The organism is Nocardia sp. NPDC056952 (assembly GCF_042674185.1).
Lineage (GTDB): Bacteria > Actinomycetota > Actinomycetes > Mycobacteriales > Mycobacteriaceae > Nocardia.
This window is the reverse complement of the sequence record NZ_JBHURA010000002.1, coordinates 707205-727496: the sequence shown is the minus strand read 5'-3', so window position 1 is coordinate 727496 and position 20292 is coordinate 707205. Positions and strand designations below refer to the sequence as shown.

General features: G+C 67.9%; 19 protein-coding genes. 9 read left to right on the top strand and 10 right to left on the bottom strand.

Annotated features, from left to right (window positions below; genetic code table 11):
* Positions 1–65: 65 nt before the first annotated feature.
* From ACFTS5_RS10595 to ACFTS5_RS10585, 3 genes are read left to right on the top strand one after another with little or no spacing between them, the layout of a single operon-like run.
* Positions 66–674, top strand: a complete 609-nt coding sequence (locus tag ACFTS5_RS10595; protein WP_378629661.1) for a TetR/AcrR family transcriptional regulator — start codon at positions 66–68, stop codon at positions 672–674.
* Positions 671–2218, top strand: a complete 1548-nt coding sequence (locus ACFTS5_RS10590; RefSeq protein ID WP_378629660.1) for an LVIVD repeat-containing protein — start codon at positions 671–673, stop codon at positions 2216–2218. The genes ACFTS5_RS10595 and ACFTS5_RS10590 overlap by 4 nt, the downstream gene beginning before the upstream one ends.
* Complete coding sequence (locus ACFTS5_RS10585) at positions 2215–2823, top strand: DUF305 domain-containing protein (RefSeq protein WP_378629658.1); 609 nt, start codon at positions 2215–2217, stop codon at positions 2821–2823. Before ACFTS5_RS10590 ends, ACFTS5_RS10585 begins: the two co-directional genes overlap by 4 nt.
* A 40-nt stretch (positions 2824–2863) precedes the next feature.
* Here ACFTS5_RS10585 and ACFTS5_RS10580 read toward each other — a convergent pair whose 3' ends face one another.
* Positions 2864–4108: a helix-turn-helix domain-containing protein gene (locus ACFTS5_RS10580; RefSeq protein ID WP_378629657.1), complete on the bottom strand. Its 1245-nt coding sequence runs from the start codon at positions 4106–4108 to the stop codon at positions 2864–2866.
* A gap of 144 nt (positions 4109–4252) precedes the next feature.
* Here ACFTS5_RS10580 and ACFTS5_RS10575 point away from each other — a divergent pair, with 144 nt between their 5' ends.
* From ACFTS5_RS10575 to ACFTS5_RS10565, 3 genes are read left to right on the top strand one after another with little or no spacing between them, the layout of a single operon-like run.
* The gene (locus tag ACFTS5_RS10575; RefSeq protein WP_378629655.1) at positions 4253–5245 is read left to right on the top strand and encodes a hypothetical protein; all 993 of its coding nucleotides are present in this window, start codon (positions 4253–4255) and stop codon (positions 5243–5245) included.
* Positions 5246–5266: 21 nt separating this feature from the next.
* Positions 5267–7651 (top strand): beta-glucosidase, encoded by a 2385-nt coding sequence (locus ACFTS5_RS10570; RefSeq protein ID WP_378629654.1) that lies wholly within the window; start codon positions 5267–5269, stop codon positions 7649–7651.
* Between the two features lie 38 nt (positions 7652–7689).
* Positions 7690–9294, top strand: a complete 1605-nt coding sequence (locus ACFTS5_RS10565) for an MFS transporter (RefSeq protein WP_378629652.1) — start codon at positions 7690–7692, stop codon at positions 9292–9294.
* A 39-nt stretch (positions 9295–9333) separates the two neighbouring features.
* Here the strand turns inward: ACFTS5_RS10565 and ACFTS5_RS10560 are convergent, their stop codons facing one another.
* The 3 genes from ACFTS5_RS10560 to ACFTS5_RS10550 are packed head-to-tail and all read right to left on the bottom strand — an operon-like array spanning position 9334 to position 12337.
* A complete protein-coding gene (locus ACFTS5_RS10560) occupies positions 9334–9957 on the bottom strand; it encodes a DUF4203 domain-containing protein (RefSeq protein ID WP_378629651.1) in 624 nt (207 codons plus the stop codon).
* Positions 9958–9985: 28 nt separating this feature from the next.
* Positions 9986–11668 (bottom strand): SulP family inorganic anion transporter, encoded by a 1683-nt coding sequence (locus ACFTS5_RS10555; RefSeq protein WP_378629650.1) that lies wholly within the window; start codon positions 11666–11668, stop codon positions 9986–9988.
* 12 nt (positions 11669–11680) lie between these two features.
* Positions 11681–12337, bottom strand: a complete 657-nt coding sequence (locus tag ACFTS5_RS10550) for a GAP family protein (protein ID WP_378629647.1) — start codon at positions 12335–12337, stop codon at positions 11681–11683.
* A 121-nt stretch (positions 12338–12458) separates the two neighbouring features.
* Between ACFTS5_RS10550 and ACFTS5_RS10545 the strand changes: the two genes are divergently transcribed.
* Both ACFTS5_RS10545 and ACFTS5_RS10540 read left to right on the top strand, forming a co-directional pair.
* Positions 12459–12881: a DUF6325 family protein gene (locus ACFTS5_RS10545; RefSeq protein ID WP_378629646.1), complete on the top strand. Its 423-nt coding sequence runs from the start codon at positions 12459–12461 to the stop codon at positions 12879–12881.
* Between the two features lie 12 nt (positions 12882–12893).
* Complete coding sequence (locus ACFTS5_RS10540; RefSeq protein ID WP_378629643.1) at positions 12894–13208, top strand: SHOCT domain-containing protein; 315 nt, start codon at positions 12894–12896, stop codon at positions 13206–13208.
* Between the two features lie 52 nt (positions 13209–13260).
* On the opposite strand, the gene ACFTS5_RS10535 is transcribed toward ACFTS5_RS10540, so the two are convergent.
* The 5 genes from ACFTS5_RS10535 to ACFTS5_RS10515 all read right to left on the bottom strand — a co-directional run bounded on the left by ACFTS5_RS10535 (position 13261) and on the right by ACFTS5_RS10515 (position 18971).
* Positions 13261–14226, bottom strand: coding sequence for a DUF389 domain-containing protein (locus ACFTS5_RS10535; protein WP_378629641.1), 966 nt, complete (start codon positions 14224–14226; stop codon positions 13261–13263).
* Between the two features lie 24 nt (positions 14227–14250).
* Entirely contained in the window at positions 14251–14910 is a 660-nt protein-coding gene (locus ACFTS5_RS10530; protein ID WP_378629640.1) for a GAP family protein, read from the bottom strand.
* 1 nt (position 14911) lies between these two features.
* Positions 14912–16591 carry a SulP family inorganic anion transporter gene (locus ACFTS5_RS10525; protein WP_378629638.1) on the bottom strand — a complete coding sequence of 560 codons (1680 nt, stop codon included), beginning with the start codon at positions 16589–16591 and terminating at the stop codon, positions 14912–14914.
* 64 nt (positions 16592–16655) lie between these two features.
* A complete protein-coding gene (locus tag ACFTS5_RS10520) occupies positions 16656–18551 on the bottom strand; it encodes an alkyl/aryl-sulfatase (RefSeq protein WP_378629636.1) in 1896 nt (631 codons plus the stop codon).
* Between the two features lie 42 nt (positions 18552–18593).
* Complete coding sequence (locus tag ACFTS5_RS10515; protein ID WP_378629635.1) at positions 18594–18971, bottom strand: SHOCT domain-containing protein; 378 nt, start codon at positions 18969–18971, stop codon at positions 18594–18596.
* Between the two features lie 185 nt (positions 18972–19156).
* Here ACFTS5_RS10515 and ACFTS5_RS10510 point away from each other — a divergent pair, with 185 nt between their 5' ends.
* Positions 19157–19627, top strand: a complete 471-nt coding sequence (locus tag ACFTS5_RS10510; protein WP_378629633.1) for a hypothetical protein — start codon at positions 19157–19159, stop codon at positions 19625–19627.
* Here ACFTS5_RS10510 and ACFTS5_RS10505 read toward each other — a convergent pair.
* Positions 19585–20190 carry a TetR/AcrR family transcriptional regulator gene (locus ACFTS5_RS10505; RefSeq protein WP_378629632.1) on the bottom strand — a complete coding sequence of 202 codons (606 nt, stop codon included), beginning with the start codon at positions 20188–20190 and terminating at the stop codon, positions 19585–19587. The genes ACFTS5_RS10510 and ACFTS5_RS10505 overlap by 43 nt on opposite strands.
* Positions 20191–20292 lie beyond the last annotated feature (102 nt).

Below are 20292 nucleotides of genomic sequence, written 5' to 3'. Positions count from 1 at the left end.
GAAGCGTTTTTGAAAAACGCTCGACCTCGGCTACGCTCAGCCCACGTCGAAGGAGGAATCAACCGGTGACCGACAAGAGCGAGGCCCGACAGGGTCCCGGCCGACCGCGCGACCCACAGCTGGACGAGCAGGTGCTGCGAGCCACTCAGGAGTTGTTGGTGGAGCAGGGTTTCCAGGCCACGACCATCCAGGGCGTGGCGCGCCGAGCCGGGGTGGTCGCCACCTCGATCTACCGCCGGTGGCCCAACAAGATCCACCTCGTCGAGGACGCGATCTTCGCCCTCGACACCGGCACCGTCCCGCAGCCGACCGGCGATATCGCCGCTGACCTGCTGGCCTGGACACGACTGTTCTTCGCCGCGGCCACCCATCCCGCGGCCCGCTCCGGTATCCCCGGCCTGCTCTCGGCCTACCACGACGACGAACAGAGCTACCAGCGCCTGCGGGAACGCGGCGAAGGCCTGGCCAGGGTCGCCATCCGCGCGACCATCGACGCGGCGATCGCGAACGGACAGGTCAAACCGGCCTGCGATCCCGACCTGATCTTCGAATTCCTGCGCGGCGCAACCCTCCTGCGCGCGCTCACCCGCGGTGACGAGGACGGCGAGCGCTTCTGCCGTCAGACCGCGGCGGCACTGGTCACCCTGGCCACCGAGCACGAGAGTCAGCCATGAGAACACGTTACTGTTTGCTGATCGCGGTCGCGGCCGTGCTCGTGGTCCCCAACGCCGTCGGCACCGCGCAGCCGGACTCGCCTGCCGTCGTTCAGGAGGACCGCGGCCTCGCCGATACCGCCGTCGCCCGCGCGAGCTGTGCGAGCGACGCGATCCCCGAACCGGGCCTCCAGGGCGACGTACCCGCCACCGAACGCGACAGCGGCCGCAGCACCCAGGGCTACCGCTGCAACATCAGCCGCATCGGCGGCTACGCGGGCCGCGGCGCCGGCATCACCTCCACGCAGTTCGATCACTGCGTCTACCTCGGCAGCTTCTTCCCCGGCAACCTGCTCGGTCCCGCGCAAGGCGTGCAGGTGATCGACGTCGCCGATCCGGCGAACCCGGTGCTCACCGCCACGCTCACCGAACCCGCGATGCTGGCGGGCACCTGGGAGAGCCTCAAGGTCAACGCCGCGCGAAAGCTGCTGGTCGGCACCGGAGCTCCCGCGTTCACCGGAGCGGGACTGATCTCGATCTACGACATCTCCGACTGCGCGCACCCGCGCCTGCTCAACCCGGGACCCGGCACCGACGTGAGCCTGCCGGTCCCGATCACGGCGCACGAGGGCGGCTTCTCCCCCGACGGCCGCACCTACTGGGCATCGGGGGTCATCCCCGGCATCGTCAGCGCCGTCGACCTGACCGATCCGGCCGACCCCCGCGTGATCTGGCAGGGCATGCCGGGGCAGTCCATGCACGGCATGGGCCTGCGCGCCGACGGCAACCGCCTCTACCTGGCCAACAACATGGGCGGGCTCACCGTCCTCGACACCAGTGCGGTGCAGCGGCGCGACCCCGACCCGCAGGTGCCGATCATCTCCCAGCTGACCTGGACCGATGGCTGGGCGACGCAGCAGAACGTGCCCGTTACCTACAACGGCGTACCCTACCTGTTCACCGCCGACGAGGCCGGATCCGGCGGCGTCAAACTCATCGACATCTCCGACGACACCAACCCGCGCATCGTGAACTCCATCAAGCTGGAGATCAACCTGCAACAACATCGCGACAGCGCGCTCGCCTCCGGGATGGGTGGGTCGATCTTCACCTACGACGCCCACTACTGCTCCGCCGATCGCCCGGTGAACCCCACCGCGCTCGCATGTGGCTGGATCGCCTCCGGCATCCGGGTTTTCGACGTCCGCGACCCGCTCCGGGTACGCGAGATCGCCTACTACAACCCGCCCGCGCGTACCGGTCAGAACAGCGAACTGTGGAACTCCCCGCACGCGCTCGCCTCGATCATCGGAGTGCCGCTGCTCAGCGCGCAATCGGTGATGCAGGCCGTCGACGCGGGCGTTCTCGATCCCGAGCAGGCGCGGAGTTCGCGCACCGGTGACGTGGCCTTCGGTGACCTCTCCACCGACTGGTGCTTCTCCGCTCCCGAGTGGCGCGGCAACCAGCTCTGGGCCGCCTGCGCCGACAACGGGTTGCTCACCTTGGAACTGTCGCCCGAGGTGTACACCCCGCCCACCGATCAGCGGTCGACGGTCGGCTCATGACCCGGCGGGTGCTGCTCGGCGCCGCGGGTGCGGCGACGATACTGCTGCTGCTGGTGGTCGGCGCGGCCATCCGACCGCTCTGCTTCTCCGAGACCGCCACCGTCACACCGGTATTGACGCCCACCGAGATCGGCTTCGTGCAGGACATGACGGGTCACCACCAGCAGGCGCTCATCATGGTCGAGCGCCTGGCCGTCGATGTCGATCCCACCGTGCGGCGGCTGGCCGACCAGATCGCCGATGCCCAGCGCCTCGAGATCGGCATGATGCTCGGCTGGCTCCGGCTGGCCGCGGCGACCCCGACCAACCCGCACCCGATGTCGTGGATGCCCACCGGTCACCACACCGCCGCGTCCTCGTCGATGACCATGCCCGGCATGGCCACTCGCGCCGACCTCGACGCGCTCACGCAGGCACACGGCGCCGACGCGGAGACGATGTTCCTGCGTCTGATGTACCGCCATCACCAGGGCGGCATCGCCATGGCGCAGACGTTCGACGGAATATCCACCGGTGGCCCGGTCGAACAGGCGGCCCGCGACATGATCAGCACACAGAGCCAGGAGTCCGGGATCATCGGCCTGCTGATGTCCCAGCGCGGGTGACGGCTACGGGCTGAGAACCTGCCGACGGTCGAGCGCGAACTCAGCGTGCGACCAGCTCGCGAATGCTGGTGCGGACCTCGCCGACCCTCGAGACCTCGGCGAACTCGGTCGACTCGTGCAGGAAGTCCAACAGCCGGGCAGCGGTCCGGCCCGTCGGTCGTCGACCGCACAGCGACAGGGCGAGACCTACGTGGTCGACAGCCAGCTCGGGCTCGCCGAGCATCAGCTGTAGGCGTGCCGAGGAGATCGCGGCCGTCGCCGGTGTCACAAGATCCTGCGACAGCGGCGTGTGCATCTCGCCGAAGCCGATGCGAGCCAGATCGGGTCGGGTAGCGATGAGGTGACGGTAGCTGTTGCCGAGCAGCCGCCACTGCTGGCCTGGCCCCGGCCAATTCCGGCGCGGTCCGAGAATCATGCCGACGGTGGCCGCGGTGAGGCTCCGGTCGGCAACGCTGTCACCGGCCACTGTCCCGGCGGCTTCGCAACGGCATTCCGCCGCGATGACAATCGCACGCTGGAACGCGGCATGATCACCGAGAATGCCGTGCGCGTATGCCTCCAACTCGGCGAGTGCGACCCGGAGCAGGGGCGTCGCGGTACGCCGCGCCAGATATTGGGCCAGCTGGGCCACCTCGAGCCCTTCGGCCGGCCTGCCGCTGTCGAGGAGCTGCCAGGATGCCTCGGCGAGGATCGCGGCGGTGAGCACCTCCTCGCCCGCGGCATGCGAGAGCCGTGCCGCGGCGACCGAGTACCGGCGACCGGCGACGACGTCTTCCACGTCCCAGCTCATGGCGGCCGCGATATCGGCCAGCTCGGCACCGGCCCGGAAGGCGCGGCCATGCCCGCCCCCGGCCGAGAGCTGCTGCAAACGCGGCAGATTCACCGACAGCCAGGCCGTCACCGCGCGGCGCGGCGCCGGTCCGTCGTCCCACTGCCGGGCGCGCGCCCAGGTGGCGAGCTGCTCGGCGTCCGCCAGCTCCGTCGCGGCGAAGGTGGGGTGATCGCCGCGCGAGTGCGCCACGGGCGGCAGCAGCAGCGACGACAGCTGCGTGGGCAGATCGTCGAGTTCGCTGACCGAATCGACGGTGAGCCGGTCGCGCAGATGATCCAGCGGAGTGTGCAGCGCCGACGCGTACGCGGCCACGTGTTCGGCGCGCACCATCCGGGCGCCGGTCTCGAGCTGGCCCAGGTACGGCTTCGAATAGTTCGTGCGCGCGGACATGCCCTGCAGACTGATTCCCGCCGCCGTTCGTGCCGCGCGCAGCGCAGAACCGACCTCGGTCATCCGAGGTCCGCGCCGGTGCGGGTCGACTCGTTCATCAGTTCGAGAATACGTCGCGGGCAGCCCCGCGCGTGGGTGTCTGCAACATGTCTGCAAGACGACGTGGCGGGCCCTCTATGCCCGTTCACCTGCTTAACGTCGGAGATCGTGAGCATCAGAACTGTCCAGCGGGTGCATCGAGGCGCCCGCATCGCCCTGACCGCCGTCGCGCTGACCGCGGCCGTGTCGACGGCACCGGTCTCGGCCGCGCCGTCCTACCAGCCGGCCGCGCCGGTCGAGGCGACCTACTACAGCCCGGGGCCATGGGCGGTGGCCGAGCGATCCGGTGCCGACTGCTGCACCTCGACCGGCGATACCTACGACATCTGGTACCCGGCGGATCTCGGCGCGGGCGCTCACCCGGTCATCACGTGGGGCAACGGCACGATGGCGCACCCACGCGAATACGCGTACCTGCTCGCACACCTCGCGTCGTGGGGATTCGTCGTGATCGCCGCCGACCGGACCGACACCGGAACCGGCGTGCAGATGCTCGACGCCGTGCGCTACCTCGCCGGGCAGAACAACGACCCGAGCAGCGTCTTCCACGGCAAGATCGATCTCGATGCGGTGGGCGCGGCGGGTCACTCCCAAGGCGGTCTGGGTGCGCTGAACGCGCTCGCGCGTGGGTCCGGCCTGGTCGACACCGCCGTGACGCTCGAGATGCCGCTGGCCGCGGTGTGTTCGTCGCTGCCGACGGTCGACGGCCAGAGCGCCTGTGTCGACACCAGTGCGATCACCTCGGGCTCGGTGCTGCTGGTCAACGGTTCGGCCGACGGCATCTCGCCGGGGACCCAGCAGCTGCCACCCGAGCTGATCGGCGAGCAGTCCATGCAGGCGTACTACGACGCCCTGCCCGCGCAGGTGCCCAAGGCCCGCGCCGCGCTGGTCGGCGCCCAGCACAACGACATCCAGGGCCGGCCCGACTGCACCAACTACAGCTGCACCGAAGGCGTCTATCGCTACCTCGGCTACTCGGCAGCGTGGTTCCGTGGCCAATTGCGCGACGATCCGGCCGCCCGTGGCGCATTCGTCGCGGGCACCGGCGAATTCCTGCACAACCCGTACTGGTCCGAGCAGGCCAGCACCCTCACCCGCTGATCGAAGAAAGGCTGCCTCTTCATGGAAGACCGCATCAAGGAGCTACTCGCCGAGCTGGATCTGGAGGGCAAGCTCCGGCTGATCTCCGGCGCAGGACTGTTCCGGATGGCCGGTGACCCCGCGATCGGACTCGCCGAGATGCCGGTGTCCGACGGCCCCTCCGGGGTGCGTGGCGAGAACTGGGACGAGCGCGATCCCTCGGTCAGCCTGCCTTCCGGCACCGCGGTCGCCGCGACCTGGGATCCCGGACTCCTCACCGAGATCGGGGCGCTCATCGCCGCCGAAGCGCGCCGCAAGGACGTCTACGCGGTCCTCGGCCCGACGATGAACCTGCATCGTTCGCCGTTGGGCGGCAGGCACTTCGAATGCTTTTCCGAGGACCCGCTGCTCACCGCCGAGATGGCCGGCGCCTACGTGCGATCGGTGCAGGCGCACGGGGTCAGCGCGTGCCCGAAGCACTACGTGGCCAACGACTCCGAGACCGACCGCTTCACCGTCGACGTGCGGGTCGGCGACCGCGCGCTGCACGAGCTGTACCTCTACCCCTTCGAACGCACCGTGGAAGCGGGCGCGTGGATGCTCATGGACGCCTACAACTCGGTCAACGGCACGACCATGACCGAGAACCCGCTGCTCGACGAACCACTCAAGGGCGCGTGGGGATTCGACGGTGTCGTCGTCTCGGACTGGACCGCGGTCCGCAGCACCGAGAGCGCGGCCAACGGCACCGACCTGTGCATGCCGGGGCCCTGGTACCTGTGGGGTGAGCCGCTGGCCGCGAAGGTTCGCTCAGGCGAGATCGCCGAATCCGTGATCGACGACAAAGTCCGTCGCATCCTGCGATTCGCACACCGCGTCGGCGCGCTCGACGGAACACCCCAGCCCACACCGGTTTTCAGTGACGAGCAGGCACAGGACCTGGTTCGCCGGGTCGCCGCCGAGGCGATGGTCCTGGTGCGCAACGACGGAATCCTCCCGCTCGCACCGGAAACCGGTGTCGCCCTGCTCGGCCCGTCGGCGGGGGAACCCCGGTTCCTCGGCGGCGGTAGCGCCACCGTCATCCCGGGCCACACGACCACCCCCGTCGAAGGTCTCACCGGCCGACGACCGCTGACACACACCGCGGGCGTCCACCTGTCCGAGGCGCTGATCCCGGCCCCGCTCGCCCTCATGACCGACCCCGACACCGGCGAGCCCGGCTTGTCGGCCCGCTATTTCAAGGACGAGACCGAGCTCGGTACCCAACACCGGACCACGAGCCGACTCGTCCTACTCGGCGATGAGCTCGCGGCGCGGTCGAACACGATCGAGCTGCACACGCGCCTGCGCGCCGACATGGCCGGAGAATGGCAGATCGGTTTCGGCGGGGTCGGTCACATCCGGCTCGACCTCGACGGCGAGACCGTGCTCGACGAGAACATGGTGCTCGACGGTGGCGACCCGGCCGCCGCACTGCTCAACCCGCCGCAACGCCACGTCACGCGCGTGCTCGCCGTCGGCGAGGAGGTCGATGTCCGGGTGGTGACCAGCATCGAGGAAGCGATGCCCGGCCTCGGCATCATCCTCGGCGCGACGCTCGGTATCCGCCGTCCCCAGCGCGCCGACGACGAAGAGTTCGCGGCCGCGGTCGCACAGGCAGCGGCCGCCGAGGTGGCCGTTGTCGTGGTCGGCACCACCGAGCAGATCGAGAGCGAAGGCGTCGACCGCACCTCGCTGCGGCTGCCCGGCCGCCAGGACGAGCTGGTCTCGGCGATCGCCGCCGTGAACCCCCGCACGGTGGTCGTGGTGAACTCCGGTGCGCCGGTGGAGATGCCGTGGCGCGACGATGTCGCCGCCGTGCTGCTCGCCTGGTTCCCCGGCCAGGAGTTCGGCGCGGCGCTGGCCGATGTCCTCACCGGCACCGCCGAACCCGGCGGCCGGCTGCCGACCACGTGGCCGAAGACCATGGCCGACGTCCCCGTGCTCGACACCACCCCCGTCGACGGCGTGCTCGACTACGCCGAGGGCATCCACATCGGCTACCGCGCGTGGCTGAAGGCAGACATCGAACCCGCCTACCCGTTCGGTCACGGTCTGGGCTACACCACCTGGGAGACCAGCGATCTCACCGTCGAGGGCCGCACCGTCGCGCTGACGGTGACCAATATCGGTGAGCGAACCGGCAAACAGGTCGTCCAGGTGTATCTCTCGCGCCCGGACAGCGCAATCGACCGTCCGGTTCGCTGGCTCGCCGGTTTCACCACCATCAGCCTCGCCCCCGGCGAGACTCACACGGTGTCGATCGACCTACCCGCTCGCGCCTTCCAGCACTGGGGCGCGAGCGGCTGGGAGAGCGAACCCGGCGAATTCATCGTGCGGGCCGGAACTTCCGTCACCGACCTTCCCCACACCGCCTACATCTACTAGCTCGAAATTTCTATCAGCTCGAACAACGGAGCGTGGCCATGTCCACCAGTACCATCAAGCCAGACGACACCAATGACACCGGAAGACTCGAAGGCGCTTCGCGCGCAAGAATTTTCACGGTCCTAGCCGTGATCGTGCTCTTCTCCGAGATCGCCCCGATGCAGTACACGATCGTCGCGGCGGCCCTACAGAAGATCGCACCGAGCTTCCCCGGCGTCGGGGCCAACATCAACTGGGCCATCATCGTTTTCGGTTTGATCGGCGCGGCCGCGTCTCCGTTGATCGGCAAGATGAGTGATGTCTGGGGCAAGAAGCGGATGTTCCTCATCTGCGGCGCCCTGTTCGTGATCGGCTGCGTACTCGACGCGACCACCTCGAACTGGGGTGTGTTCCTGTTCGGTCGCTGCCTGCAAGCCACCGCCATCGCGACCGCGGTGATCGCCTACGGTCTCATCCGGGATCTGATGCCGCGCAAGATGGTTCCGCTCGCCCTCGGTCTCACCGCGACCGGCTTCGGCGTCGCCTCCATCGCGGGCCCGCTGCTCGGCGGCTACCTCGTCGACAACCACAGCTGGCGTGCCATCTTCTGGGTACTGGGGGCGTTCACTGTGGTGATGTTGCCGCTGGTGTGGTTCATCGTGCCCGAGTCCAAGCTGCGGGTCACCGAGCGCATCGACATCGTCGGCGCCGCACTGCTCGCCGGTGGTGCCGCACTCACCTTGATCTACGTCGACAAGGGCCACGACTGGGGTTGGTCGAAGCCGACCACGCTGGCCTGGCTGATCGCGGGCCTGTTGCTGCTGGTGCTGTTCGTCCTCGTCGAGAAGCGGGCCACCACACCGATCATGGACATGCAGCTGCTGTTCCACCCCCGCGTGGCGCTGGTGCTGGCCGGTGCGCTCTTCGCGTCGCTGCAGATCGGCATCGTGTCCTACGCCATCGCCTACATGTCCCAGACCCCGCCGGAGTCGACCGTCGTCGACGGTGTTGCGCAGGGCACCCTGGCCCAGATCCAGCAGCTGACGGGTCAGGCACTGCCGATCGAGGCCGTGCAGGTGACGCTCGATCCCGGCTACACCTACGGCAGCGGATACACCCTGCTCGAGTTCGCCGTCCGGATCGCGCTGCTCGGTTCGGTGATCACGATGATCTTCGGCGCGGTCGCCGGTCTGCTCGCCAGGCGGGTCGGTGCCCGGTTGCCGCTCGTCGCGGCACTTGTCATCTTCGCCACCGCGGCCGTCGCCTTCGCGGTCCTGCCGCTGACCACCACCAACTTCCTGATCGTGAACTCGATCTTCAGCATCGGCTTCGGCATGTACTACGCCTGTATGCCGATCCTGCTGGTGGAGGCGGTTCCGCAGGAACAACAGGGCGTCAGCATGGGCATGCTCGGCGTCATGCAGTCCATGGGTGTCGCGATCGGTCTCGCCATCGTCACCGCGTTCCTGCACAGCAACGGCATGAGCGCCCTGGTGAGCGTCGGCGGCCAGGACCAACCGGCCACCCCGCTGCCCGACCTGTTCGGTGATCGTGGCTACCAACTGGGTTTCTGGGTCTGCGCGGCGGCCTCGGCCGTCGCCCTTATCCTCGCCCTGGTGATGAAGCACGGCCGCACCCCGGCCACGGGCGGCACCGCCCACTGATCCGGGTTCGACCAGCCGGTGGTGCCGACCGCCGGCTGGTCACCTCGTGGGCCAGCCGCCGTTGCGGTCTCTCATGTCCGGCTCGTCGTCGTCACCGACCAGGTGCTGGATGCCCAGCTTCTCGGCGAACAGGTGGCGTTGGGTGATCCAGCCGAGGATCGACAGACCCACCCAGGCCAGGGTGGCGGTGACCTGCTGCCAGCCGGGCTCGGGGTCGCGCAGGAACGACAGCGAGTCGCTGAACAGTGCGACACCGCTACAGACCATGCTGGCGCCGCCGATCGAGGTCAACCACAGCAGTGCGCGAGCCCGGAACTTCTGTGCCAGGAACGCGCCCGACACGCCGACCGCGAGCGCGACGATCATGCTCAAGGCGACGTTCTTGTCACCGGGCTGCAACACCGTCGCCAGCTTGGTACCGATCATCACGCCGGTCAGACCGCCGATGAAATACGAGGCGAAACGGAACACCAGCGAGGTGACCACCCAGACCGACACCGCGCCGATCAGCGCGGCCAGCAACAGCCACCAGAAGCTCGCGTTGAACAGGTCCGCGATCAGCCAGCCGAGACCGAACCCGATCGCGAGCAAGCCAAGGTGGACCGAGCGAATCCCGTAGAAGCACAACAGCGCTCCGACGAGAGCGACCAGAATGCCGTTCATCTGAGTTCCTTTCGGCAGGCGAGCATGGTCATGAGCCGGACAGTGCCGCGGCCGCGGCGGCGACGGTGGGATAGATCGGGACCGGGACATCACCGTGCTCGGCCGAGCCGAGGGCGTCACCGAACTGGGCGACCGGTCGCGCGATCGCGAACCCGATGCGCCGGGCCGCCAGCGTGTCACGCAGGGCGAGCAGCATCGCCGCGGCGGTCACGTCGACCGAGGGCGAGGTCTCGGCGTCGAGGACGACCATCCGGGTGCGGTCGGTGCACAGCCCTTCGATCTGGTCTTTCACATAATCGGAGTTGGCGAAGAACAACCCCGATTCCACCCGCACGACCAGCAGATCTGGGCGCGTCGCCGCGTCCGGGTGCCGGACGGCGGCCACCCACAACGACCCCTCCTTGCCGAGCTCGGCCACATGCGGTTGCGAAGCCCGGTACACCAGCAGCAGCATCGACACGCCGATACCGATGAGCAGACCCGGCAGCGTATCGAAGATCAGTACGCCCAGCATCGCGGCCATCGCGGCCAGGAAGTCGGCGCGTGCCGCCCTGCCGTAGATGCTGGCGAGCATGTGGGTCCAGACCCGGTAGAGGCGGCGCAGGGCGGCGATGTCGACCAGTTCGATGACGGCCGCGATCACGACCGCCGCCAAAGTGGCCTCCGGCAGTTTCTCGAACAACCCGGTCAGGAAGAGCAGCGTGACGACGGTGAGCCCGGCCACGACAAGCCCGCTGAGCTGGGTCTTCGCCCCCGCCCCACCGTTGACCGCCGTCTTCGACAAACTGCCGTTGACGACCATCCCCGAACTCAGCCCCGCGCCGAGATTGGCGGCGCCGAGCCCGAACAGCTCCCGATTCGCGTCGATGGGATACCCCGCCTTGGCCGCATAGGTTTTCGCGGCGCCGAGACCCTCGGCGAAGCCGATCAGCAACACTCCGACGGCGGGACCGAGCAGATCGAGGTAGTCACCGAACGACACCGCCGACGGCAGGCCGAGTGTGGGCAGTCCCGCGTCGATATGACCGACGATCGAGACACCCTCGTCGTCGAGTCCGAACAACGTCACGACCACGATGCCGAACCCCACAGCCACCAACGCGCCGGGAACGAACGGCAGCCAGCGGCGCAATGCGAGCACCAGCGCGAGGCTGATCAGGCCGACCGTCACAGTGCGCCACTGGGCATGGCCCAGCTCGGTGATGATGCCCCACGCCTGCCGGAAGAAGTTGCCGTCGTGTTTGTCGACGCCGAGCAACTTGGGCACCTGCCCGATGATGATGACCAGGGCGAGTCCGACGATGAAGCCCTTGAGCACCGGTTCGGAGATGAACGCGGCGATGAAGCCGAGCCGGATGAGACCGGCGAGCAGACCGACCAGGCCGGTCGCGATGGCGAGTGCGGCCGTCAACGCGATGTAGCGGCCGTTGTCGGCACCCGCGAGCGGGGCGATGATCGCCGCCGACAGTGCCGCGGTCGCCGACATCGGGCCGACCACCAGGTGCCGCGAACTGCCTGCCAGCGCGTAGAGCACCAGTGACGGCACCGCCGCGTAGAGCCCGACCACCGGCGGCACCCCGGCGATCGACGCGTAGGCCAGCGCTTCGGGCACGAGTACCGCCCACACCGTGAGACCGGCGATCACATCCGGTCGCAGCCAGGCCCGCCGATAGCCGTGCAGTGACTCGAACACCGGTATCGACAGCGCCACGATTCCTCCTCGCTACAGCCCGCCGATGCCCTTGCCGACGACCACGGAGCCCATGATCAACAGCACGATCGCCATCACCGCATGGTTGTTGAGCTGCAACCACTCCCGCAGGCTGTCGAGCATCGGACCGAGTTTGTCGGCCGCGAGCATGTACCCCACGACCACCGCCAGCACGGTGACCGAGGCGAGCAAGGTGAACACCACGATCGCGACCAGGTCGCCCCCCGCGCTCAGACCGCCTGCCCCGATCGCGACACCCGCCGACACACACAGCAGCAGATTCTTCGGATTGACGCCCGACAGCAGCGCCCCCAGCCCCAGCGCCTTCACCGGCGTGAGCGTGTCGATCGCCTTCATCCAGCCGGGCACCTCGGTCTGCGACCGTTCCTGCCACTGGATCACCGCCAGGACCACCAGCGCGATGCCGAGAATGATCTTCACGATCGAGGCGCCGGTCGACGGTTCGCTGTCCGTGCCGCCCAGTGTCCCGGCGAGCAAGGTCATCACGCCGGTCACGACGAGGATGCCGGCCACCCACCCCACGGCGAAGCCCTTCGCGGCACCGCCCGCGTTCTTCGACAAGATCATCAGAATGGCGGCGATGATCGGGATCGGCGAGACCGCCACACCCACCGCCAGTGGCAGGAGACCGCCGATTACTGAGCCCATGCCACGACGCTAAGCGGGCCGGTCCCGGCGCGCCTCACACTTTCCGGGTGAACTGCGCGCGCCTGTTTTCATCCGATTCGGGTGAAGCAGCCGGGCACTCACCGACGGCATGATTCGGCCCATGGGATCACCAGCAACGCTCGGACCGGTCGAATTCCTTGTGCTCACTTTTCCCGGCACCGAGATCGACGAATCGGTGTCCGCGGCACTGGCCGAGATCGTCGCCAAAGGCACGGTCACGCTGCTCGATCTGATCGTGCTGTCCATGGACGACGCGGGCGCGATCACCGAACGCGAGATCGACGACGACATCGCCGTGGTGGGTCTGACGGGTCTGACGGCCGCCGACATCGACCTCGTCAGCGACGACGACCTCGATGTGGTCCGCGCGTCGATGGAACCGGGAACGACCGCTGTCGTCATCGTTTTCGAGGAAACGTGGGCACTGCGCCTGGCAAGCGCCGTGCGCGCGGCCGACGGCGAGGTCGCGCTGCACGTGCAGGTACCGCGCGATGCCGTCGACGCCGCGCTCGCCCTCGCCTAGGAAGGAATCGATATGCCACTTCGCAGGGGTCGCGTCGGGCGACCGGGACTGATCGGCACCATCGCCAGAACCGCGGTCGTCGCGGGAACCGCGACCGCCACCTCGAACGCGGTGAACCGGCGCGGCGCGCAGCGGGCGGCCGAACAACAGGCCTACGCCCAACAGCAGGCGCCGCCTCCGCCGCAGCAACCGGCTCCCCCGCCGCCCGCCGCGCCGAGTGCGGGCAACGACACCGTCGCCCAGCTCGGCAAATTGGCCGAGCTGCATTCCGCGGGCGCGTTGTCGGACGCCGAATTCGCCGCCGCGAAAGCCAAACTGCTCAGCTGAGTTTCCGGTGAACGACGCCCCCGGCCACGGTGCCGGGGGCGTCGCGCTGTGCTCACTGCACGCGACCGCCGACCGTGTGGATGATGACCAGCTTCGGGTCCCACGGCACGAGCTCGTCCACCTTTCGCTGCAACTCCTCACGCGGCGGCAACTGCGCGGGACCGAGCACCGAGACGGTCGCGATATCGCTGTGCAGGGTGACATCCATGACCTGTGCGTCCGGTGTGTCCCGGAGCCAGTCGCCGGCCGCGTCGGCGATCTGACCGGCCCACAGGGTCGACAGCGAGTTGAGCATCATCGGGATCGCCACCAGCACCAGCGCCGCGCCGAGCACCAGGTAGGCCCGGCCCCGCCGCATCGTCGCCGGATCGGCCTCGCGCGCGTACCCGGCGATGAGCAGCACGATCGTCGACGTGATGATCATCGCGACCACATTCGACGCGAACAGCACGAACGCGCCACCGGCGAGCGCGGGCGCATGCGATCCCAGGCACACCCCCACCACCCCGAGCGGCGGCACCAGCGAGATCGCGATCGCCACCCCGGGCAGCACATCGCCCACGTCACGCCGGGTGATCGCGATCGCCGCGACGATGCCGGTCGCTATCGCCGCGGTCAGGTCCATCAATTTCGGCGAGGTCCGCCCGACGACCTGGGCGTTGGACAGCACATTCACCGGATTGGGCAGCACCTGCGCGAAGAGGAACCCCAGCGCGACCACCACCACGATCCCCGACAGGACCAGCAGCAGACTCCGGCCGAGCAACGGCCCGCGACCGGTCACCACGCCCAACGCGACACCCAGGATCGGTATCGACAGCGGCGCGACGATCATCGCGCCGATCACCGTCGCGGTGGAATCGCCGATGACCCCCGAAATAGCGATCACCGCCGACATCACCAGCATGATCCAGAACGCCGACCGCTTCGACGCGACCTGGCCCACCGACAGGTCCAGCTTGTCGGTCAGCTCGTCCAGCGATCGACGTTGCTCCTGCGGGACAAGAAAGCTCAGCATGGCGGTCCTTTCCGAACAGTCATCTCAGCCGGCGAGGTCGACGATGCCGCGAGCGGTGAACAGGGCACCGAATCCGAGCAGTACCGACAACGTCAGGATCCGGCTGTGGCTCAGCATCCACGTCTGCGCGACCGCCAGACCGTGTTCGGCCCGTTCGCCCATCGCCAGATAGATCCCGATCGGAATCAGGAAGTCGACGACCGCCGCGACCAGCAGGATCACGGTCGCCAACAGCGCCGCGGCCAGGCCGACGGCGGAGCTGGCGATCACGCTCATCCCCGACATCATGATGAACAGATTCGGGTTCAGCACCCCGAGTACGACGCCGATCGCGAAGGCCTTGCGTGGGCCCGCGGTGGCGAGTTCATCGAGCACGCGTGGCTTTTCGCCGGTGTTCCGGCGGGGCCGAACCAGCATGAAGACACCGAGTGCGAGAAAGATCAGGCCGACCACGAGCCCGGCGACGTGGGAGGTGTGGGCCGTGGTCGCCGACGGGTCCGGCGCACCGCCGATACACGCGGCGAGCGCGACGATCGAATAGACCACCAGAAACCCGAGCCCGAACATCGATGCGTTGCGCACCGGGTCGCGCGAGCGCAGCAACAGGACACAGCCGATCACCGCGCCCGGTGTCACCATCAATCCCACGATCTCCGGCAACAGCAACGCCATCAGTCCGCCCACGTCACGACCTCCGTTCTCGGTGGATCCGAACCTCGGCGTCGGCGTAGGCGGCCAGGGTCGACTCGCCGAGAGTGCTTGTCGCCGGGAAGAATTCGATGTGCAGGCCCTGTGCGTGCAGCAGGTCGTCGGTCCAGACGTCGCGAATGCGCGGGTCGACACCGCTGAGGTAGAGGCGGCCGCCGAGCGCGTCCAGCCGGCGGGCGTAGTCGCCGACCACGTGCAGGAAGGTCGCGCTCACGCTCGTGCGCCCCCGCAGGCGCAGGATGACGACCGGGTCGTGTGCGCCGTCGGGGTCGGGCAGCCTCGCCTGCAGTGTGCGCGCGCCCGCGTAGAACAGGCTGCCGTAGACATCGAGGATCACGATCTCGTTGTCGGACAATGTGGTCGGCGCTTTCGCCTCGACGAGATGCTCGCCGTCGACCCGTAACCGCACCACCTTCAAGTCGATGGCCTCCTGGTTCAGCTGCAGCAGCAGCGACAACCCGACACCGACACCGACCGCCGCCGTCACGGGCAACAGCAGGGTGGCGAAGAAGGTCACCAGCAGCGCGGTCCGTGAGATGGCGCCGCTGCTCCAGATGGCAACGAGACGGTCGGGATCGATCGAACGCGCTGCGGCGACCATCAGTATCGCGGCGAGTGTGGGCAGCGGTACCCGGCCGACGGCCCCGGCCAGCGCGACCAGGATCACCAGAATCCAGAGCCCCGACCACATTCCGCCCCAACGGCCACGCGCACCCGAGGAGACGTTGATCGCCGTCTGCCCCACCGACCCACCGACCGGCATCCCACGAAACAACCCGGCGAAGATATTGCCGATGCCCTGCGCGGTGAAATCACGATCGACAGAGCTCCGCGTCCCACCGGGGTTGGGCGCCGACTCCGCGACCCCGGCCCCCTGGACCAGCACGATCAGCGTCACCGCCAGCGCCCCGGCGATCAACGACAGCGACAGCGTGCTCGCGTCGGGCAGGTGCGGCAGCGGAATCCCGGTGGGAATCTCGCCTGTGTCAGCGACCGTACCGACATCGCTCCAGCCGAAAGCGAGCACGACGATCATCGGCACCACCAAGGCGAACAGGGCGGCGACCGTGCGCAGCCGCGTGTGTGCCAACCCGATGAGCAGCATCGTCGCGAGTACGCCGACAACGGCGGCCCGCCAGTCGAAGTCCAGCGGATGCAGCACCACGTGCAGCGCCTTCTCCGCCGCGATCGACCCCCGCACCGGCGCGCCGAGCAGACTCGGCAACTGACCGAACAGAATGTTGGCCGAGATGCCGAGCAGGAATCCGGTCATCACCGAGTGCGAGACGAACCGGGTGTACTTGCCCAGCCGCAAGATCGCGGCGACGATCATCATCGCGCCCGCGACCAGTGTCAACATCACGATGGCGCCCGACCGCTGATCCGGTTCGACATCGGTCAGGGTCGAACCCACCGCCAACGCGGACGCGCTCGTCGTGGTGACCACCATCAGCTGCGTGCTGGTGCCGAACCCGCCGAAGAATCGCCCAGCCATGCTCGCGTAGAGCCCGTGCACCGGACTCACCCCCGCGAGAACACCCGCCGCCATCCCGTCCGGTACCCCGCCGATCGCACCCGGAATTCCCGCGACGACATCGGCTTTCGACATGCGCTCGGTCGCGAACCACCGTCGTACCCGCCGCACGATGTCGGTCACCGGTCCGCCGCCGCACCGTCGCCCCTCGCGCCCATCGCAGCTCCTTCGACGGCGGACCGGTGGATCAGGGGGTTACGATCGCGAAATCCGGGTCGGGGGCGTCGAGGTAGCCGACCAGTTCGGCCAGCTTGGCGGGATCACCCTCGGCGGTGACGCGACCGTCGCCGATCATCGTCGCCAGATCCTGGCCACCGAGCAGTGCCGCGCGCAGGTCCGCTTCGGTGAGCGTGAACGTCGCCTGGGCGGGCGGGGGCTCGCCTTCGACGTCGAAGTGCACGAGCACTCCGTTGCGCAGTTCGGTGCGGTGCACCGTGCCGGAATCGGTGGTGCGCCAGTCGATGACGATTGTCGCGTCCCACGCGCGCGGGCCGTCGACGCGCAGCGCCATCGCGTCGAACACCTGCTCCACGGACAGGGCGGCGGAAATGTCGGCCGAGGACGTCGCCAGCGGAGTACCGACATTGCCGTTGCGTAATTCGTAGGCGCCCATCAGGAAGAAGTTGCGCCAGGTGCCGTTCTCCGCGCCGAAGCCGAGCTGTTCGAGCGTGTCGGCCTGTAGCGCTTTCGCCTCGGCGTTGTCGGGGTCGGCGAAGATGACGTAGTTGAGCACCTGGGCCACCCAGCGGAAGTCGCCCTCGTCGTAGGACTTTCGCGCCTTGGCGACGGCTTCGTCGGCACCGCCCATGAATTCGACATGGCGGCGGGCGTTCGCGACCGGCGGGTGCTGCCACAGCGTGGCGGGATTGCCGTCGAACCAGCCCATGTATCGCTGGTAGATCGCTTTGACATTGTGGCTCACCGACCCGTAATAGCCGTGGGTCGACCACGAGTTCACGACGGCCGGCGGCAAGGGCAGGTCCTCGGCGATCTCGATGCCGGTGGAGCCCTTGTTCAATGCCCGCAACGTCTGGTCGTGGAGGTAGCCGTAGAGATCACGCTGGACCGAGAGGAACTCGGTCAGCCGGTCGGTTCCCCAGGTCGGCCAATGGTGCGAGGCGAACACGACATCGGTGCGGGCGGCGTATCGGTTGATCGCCTGTGTGAGGTATTTCGACCACACGTGCGGATCGCGAACCAGCGCACCACGCAATGTCAGCAGATTGTGCAGGGTGTGGGTGGCGTTCTCGGCCATGCACAGCGCCCGCCGATCGGGGAAGTAGAAGTTCATCTCCGAGGGCGCCTCCGTGCCCGGCGTCATCTGGAATTCGATGCTCACCCCGTCCACCGTCACGGTCTGCCCGGTGTGGTCGATGTAGACCGTCGGCGAGATCAAGGTCGGGGTGCCGAGCGAATTGGTCGGCCCGAGACCGGCACCGACCGCCCCCTTCGGCCCACGAGGAAGTGCGGCGCCGTACATGTACGCCGAGCGGCGCGCCATCGCGGTGCCCGCGTACACGTTCTCCTCGACCGCGTGTTCGGTGAAGCCGACCGGCGCGATGATCGGGCAACGCCCCGCCGCGACCTCTGCTTCGGTGGTCACCCCTTTCACACCGCCGAAATGGTCGATGTGGGAATGCGAATAGATCACCCCGGCCACCGGGCGGTCGCCACGATGCTCGCGGTACAGCGCGAGCCCGGCGGCGGCGGTCTCCTCCGAGATCAGCGGATCGATCACGATCACGCCGGCGTCACCTTCGACCAGCGTCATGTTGGACAGATCGAATGCGCGGATCTGGAAGATGCCGTCGGTGACCTCGTACAGGCCTTGCTTCACACACAGTTGCGACTGCCGCCACAGACTCGGGTTCACCGTGGGCGGGCACTCGCCGTCGAGGAACGAGTAGGCGTCGATGTCCCACACCACCTTGCCCGCGGCGTTCTTCACCACCCCCGGCGTCAGCGCCGCGACGAACCCGCGCTCGGCATCGGCGAAATCCTGGGTGTCTTCGAACGGTAGCGAACGCAGCAACGTCTCGTTGTCGGCTTCGACGCTGGCCGAGGCTTCCTGCTGACTGGTCATCAGATGGTGTTCCTGTCTGTGAGCGACGCCGGTGCGCGGATGTCAGGCGAGGGCCTTGGCCTTGAGCTGCTGGAATTCCGCCTCGGTGATGGCCCCGGCGTCGAGCAGCTTCTTCCCGTCGGCGATCTGGGCGGCGGAGTTCGTGCCCGCGGCCTGCCTGATGTAATCGTCGGCCTCCGTGCGCGCCTGCTTCTGCGCTTCGGCGGTTCGTTCCGCCATGCCGCTACCGCGGAAGATCAGATACACCAGTCCGGTGAGCAGCGGGAACAGGATCAAACACACCACCCACACCGCTTTCACCCAGCCCGAGGTGGACCGGTCACGGAAAAGATCGGTGAGCAGGTAGAACATCAACATCAGGTAGGCGACAAAGCAGAAGCTCACAATGATGACCCAGAGAACGTCCCACACCGACGACATGATTCGACCCTCACTTCTGTGATGCGTGTCCACCGGGCGGCGGTCACGGTTCGACCCTTGCCGCCATCGTCGCGAAGAACCCCGGCCGTCCACATCATCCGAATCGGGTGAATCCGTCGGAGCCGCTCGACCTCACCCAGAACGGGGGATCCGGATCGTCCCCGACGGCCCCTACCGTCGAATCCATGACGATCACCTCGCACCCCGTCCGCCAGGGTCTCGCGGCAGGCATCACCATGCTCGCGGCGATCATGCTCCTGGTGGCAGGCACGCTGAGCATCCTGCGCGGTATCGCCGGCGTCACCAAGGACGAGCTATTCCTGATCCCGAGCGAATACAGCTACGAGCTCGACGTCAGCAGCTGGGGCTGGATCCACCTGGCGCTGGGGGTATTCCTCGTGGCGGTGGCCATCGGCATGATGCTGACCGCGACCTGGGCCCGGATCTTCGCCTACTGCCTGGCCGTCCTGTCGATCATCGCCAATTTCCTGTCGCTGCCGTACTACCCGTGGTGGTCGGTGATCATCATCGTCATCGACCTCATCGTCATCTGGGCCGTCTCCACCTGGAACCCCCGACCGAGCCTGAGCGTCATCGACGTGCGTGAGACGGCTTATCCCGCAATCGGGTCGGTGGTCAGTCCAGGGAGTAGGTAGCGACGGAGGTAGCGCAGCACCGCGGCGTTGTCGTCGACGTCGACGGTTTCACCGGGGACGGTCCCGAGGCTGATCAGTACACGCGCAACCCATTCGGCGACCTCGGTGCGGTCATGGCCGGGATGGATCTCGCCGCGCGCGAGGGCCGCTTCGACGTAGGGCAGCCAGAAGTCGGCCAGATCGGGGACGAGGCCCGAAACGCCGGCACCGGTGCACAGCGCGAATTCGTCGGGTTCGTCGCGCCGCAGACGCATGATCAGCGCACCGGGGGCGTCGTAGGCTCCCCGGCCGATGCGCACGCCTGCCGCGAGTTGTTCGCCGAAGGTGCCGAGAACGTCGAGTTCGGCGCGGGATCCGGTCCACAGCGCGTCGTTGAGCCGAACGATCGCGGCGCCGAGCAGCGCGGTCTTGTCGGGGAAGTGCCGGTAGAGCCAGGCGCGCGACACCCCCGCTTCCTCGGCGATCTCGATCATCGTCGTGGATCGAATCCCTTTGCGGGCCAGCATTTTCTGGGCCGCATCGATCAGCCTGTCCCCGACGGTCACCGCCTGTGTTTCGACCACGTGGCCCACCTCCCGAACGGCTGATCAGTCCTGGTACGGACGGATCCTACCAACGGAGTAGACATCTTCGAGAATGTGTCTACGATCGCTGGACAGTTTCCA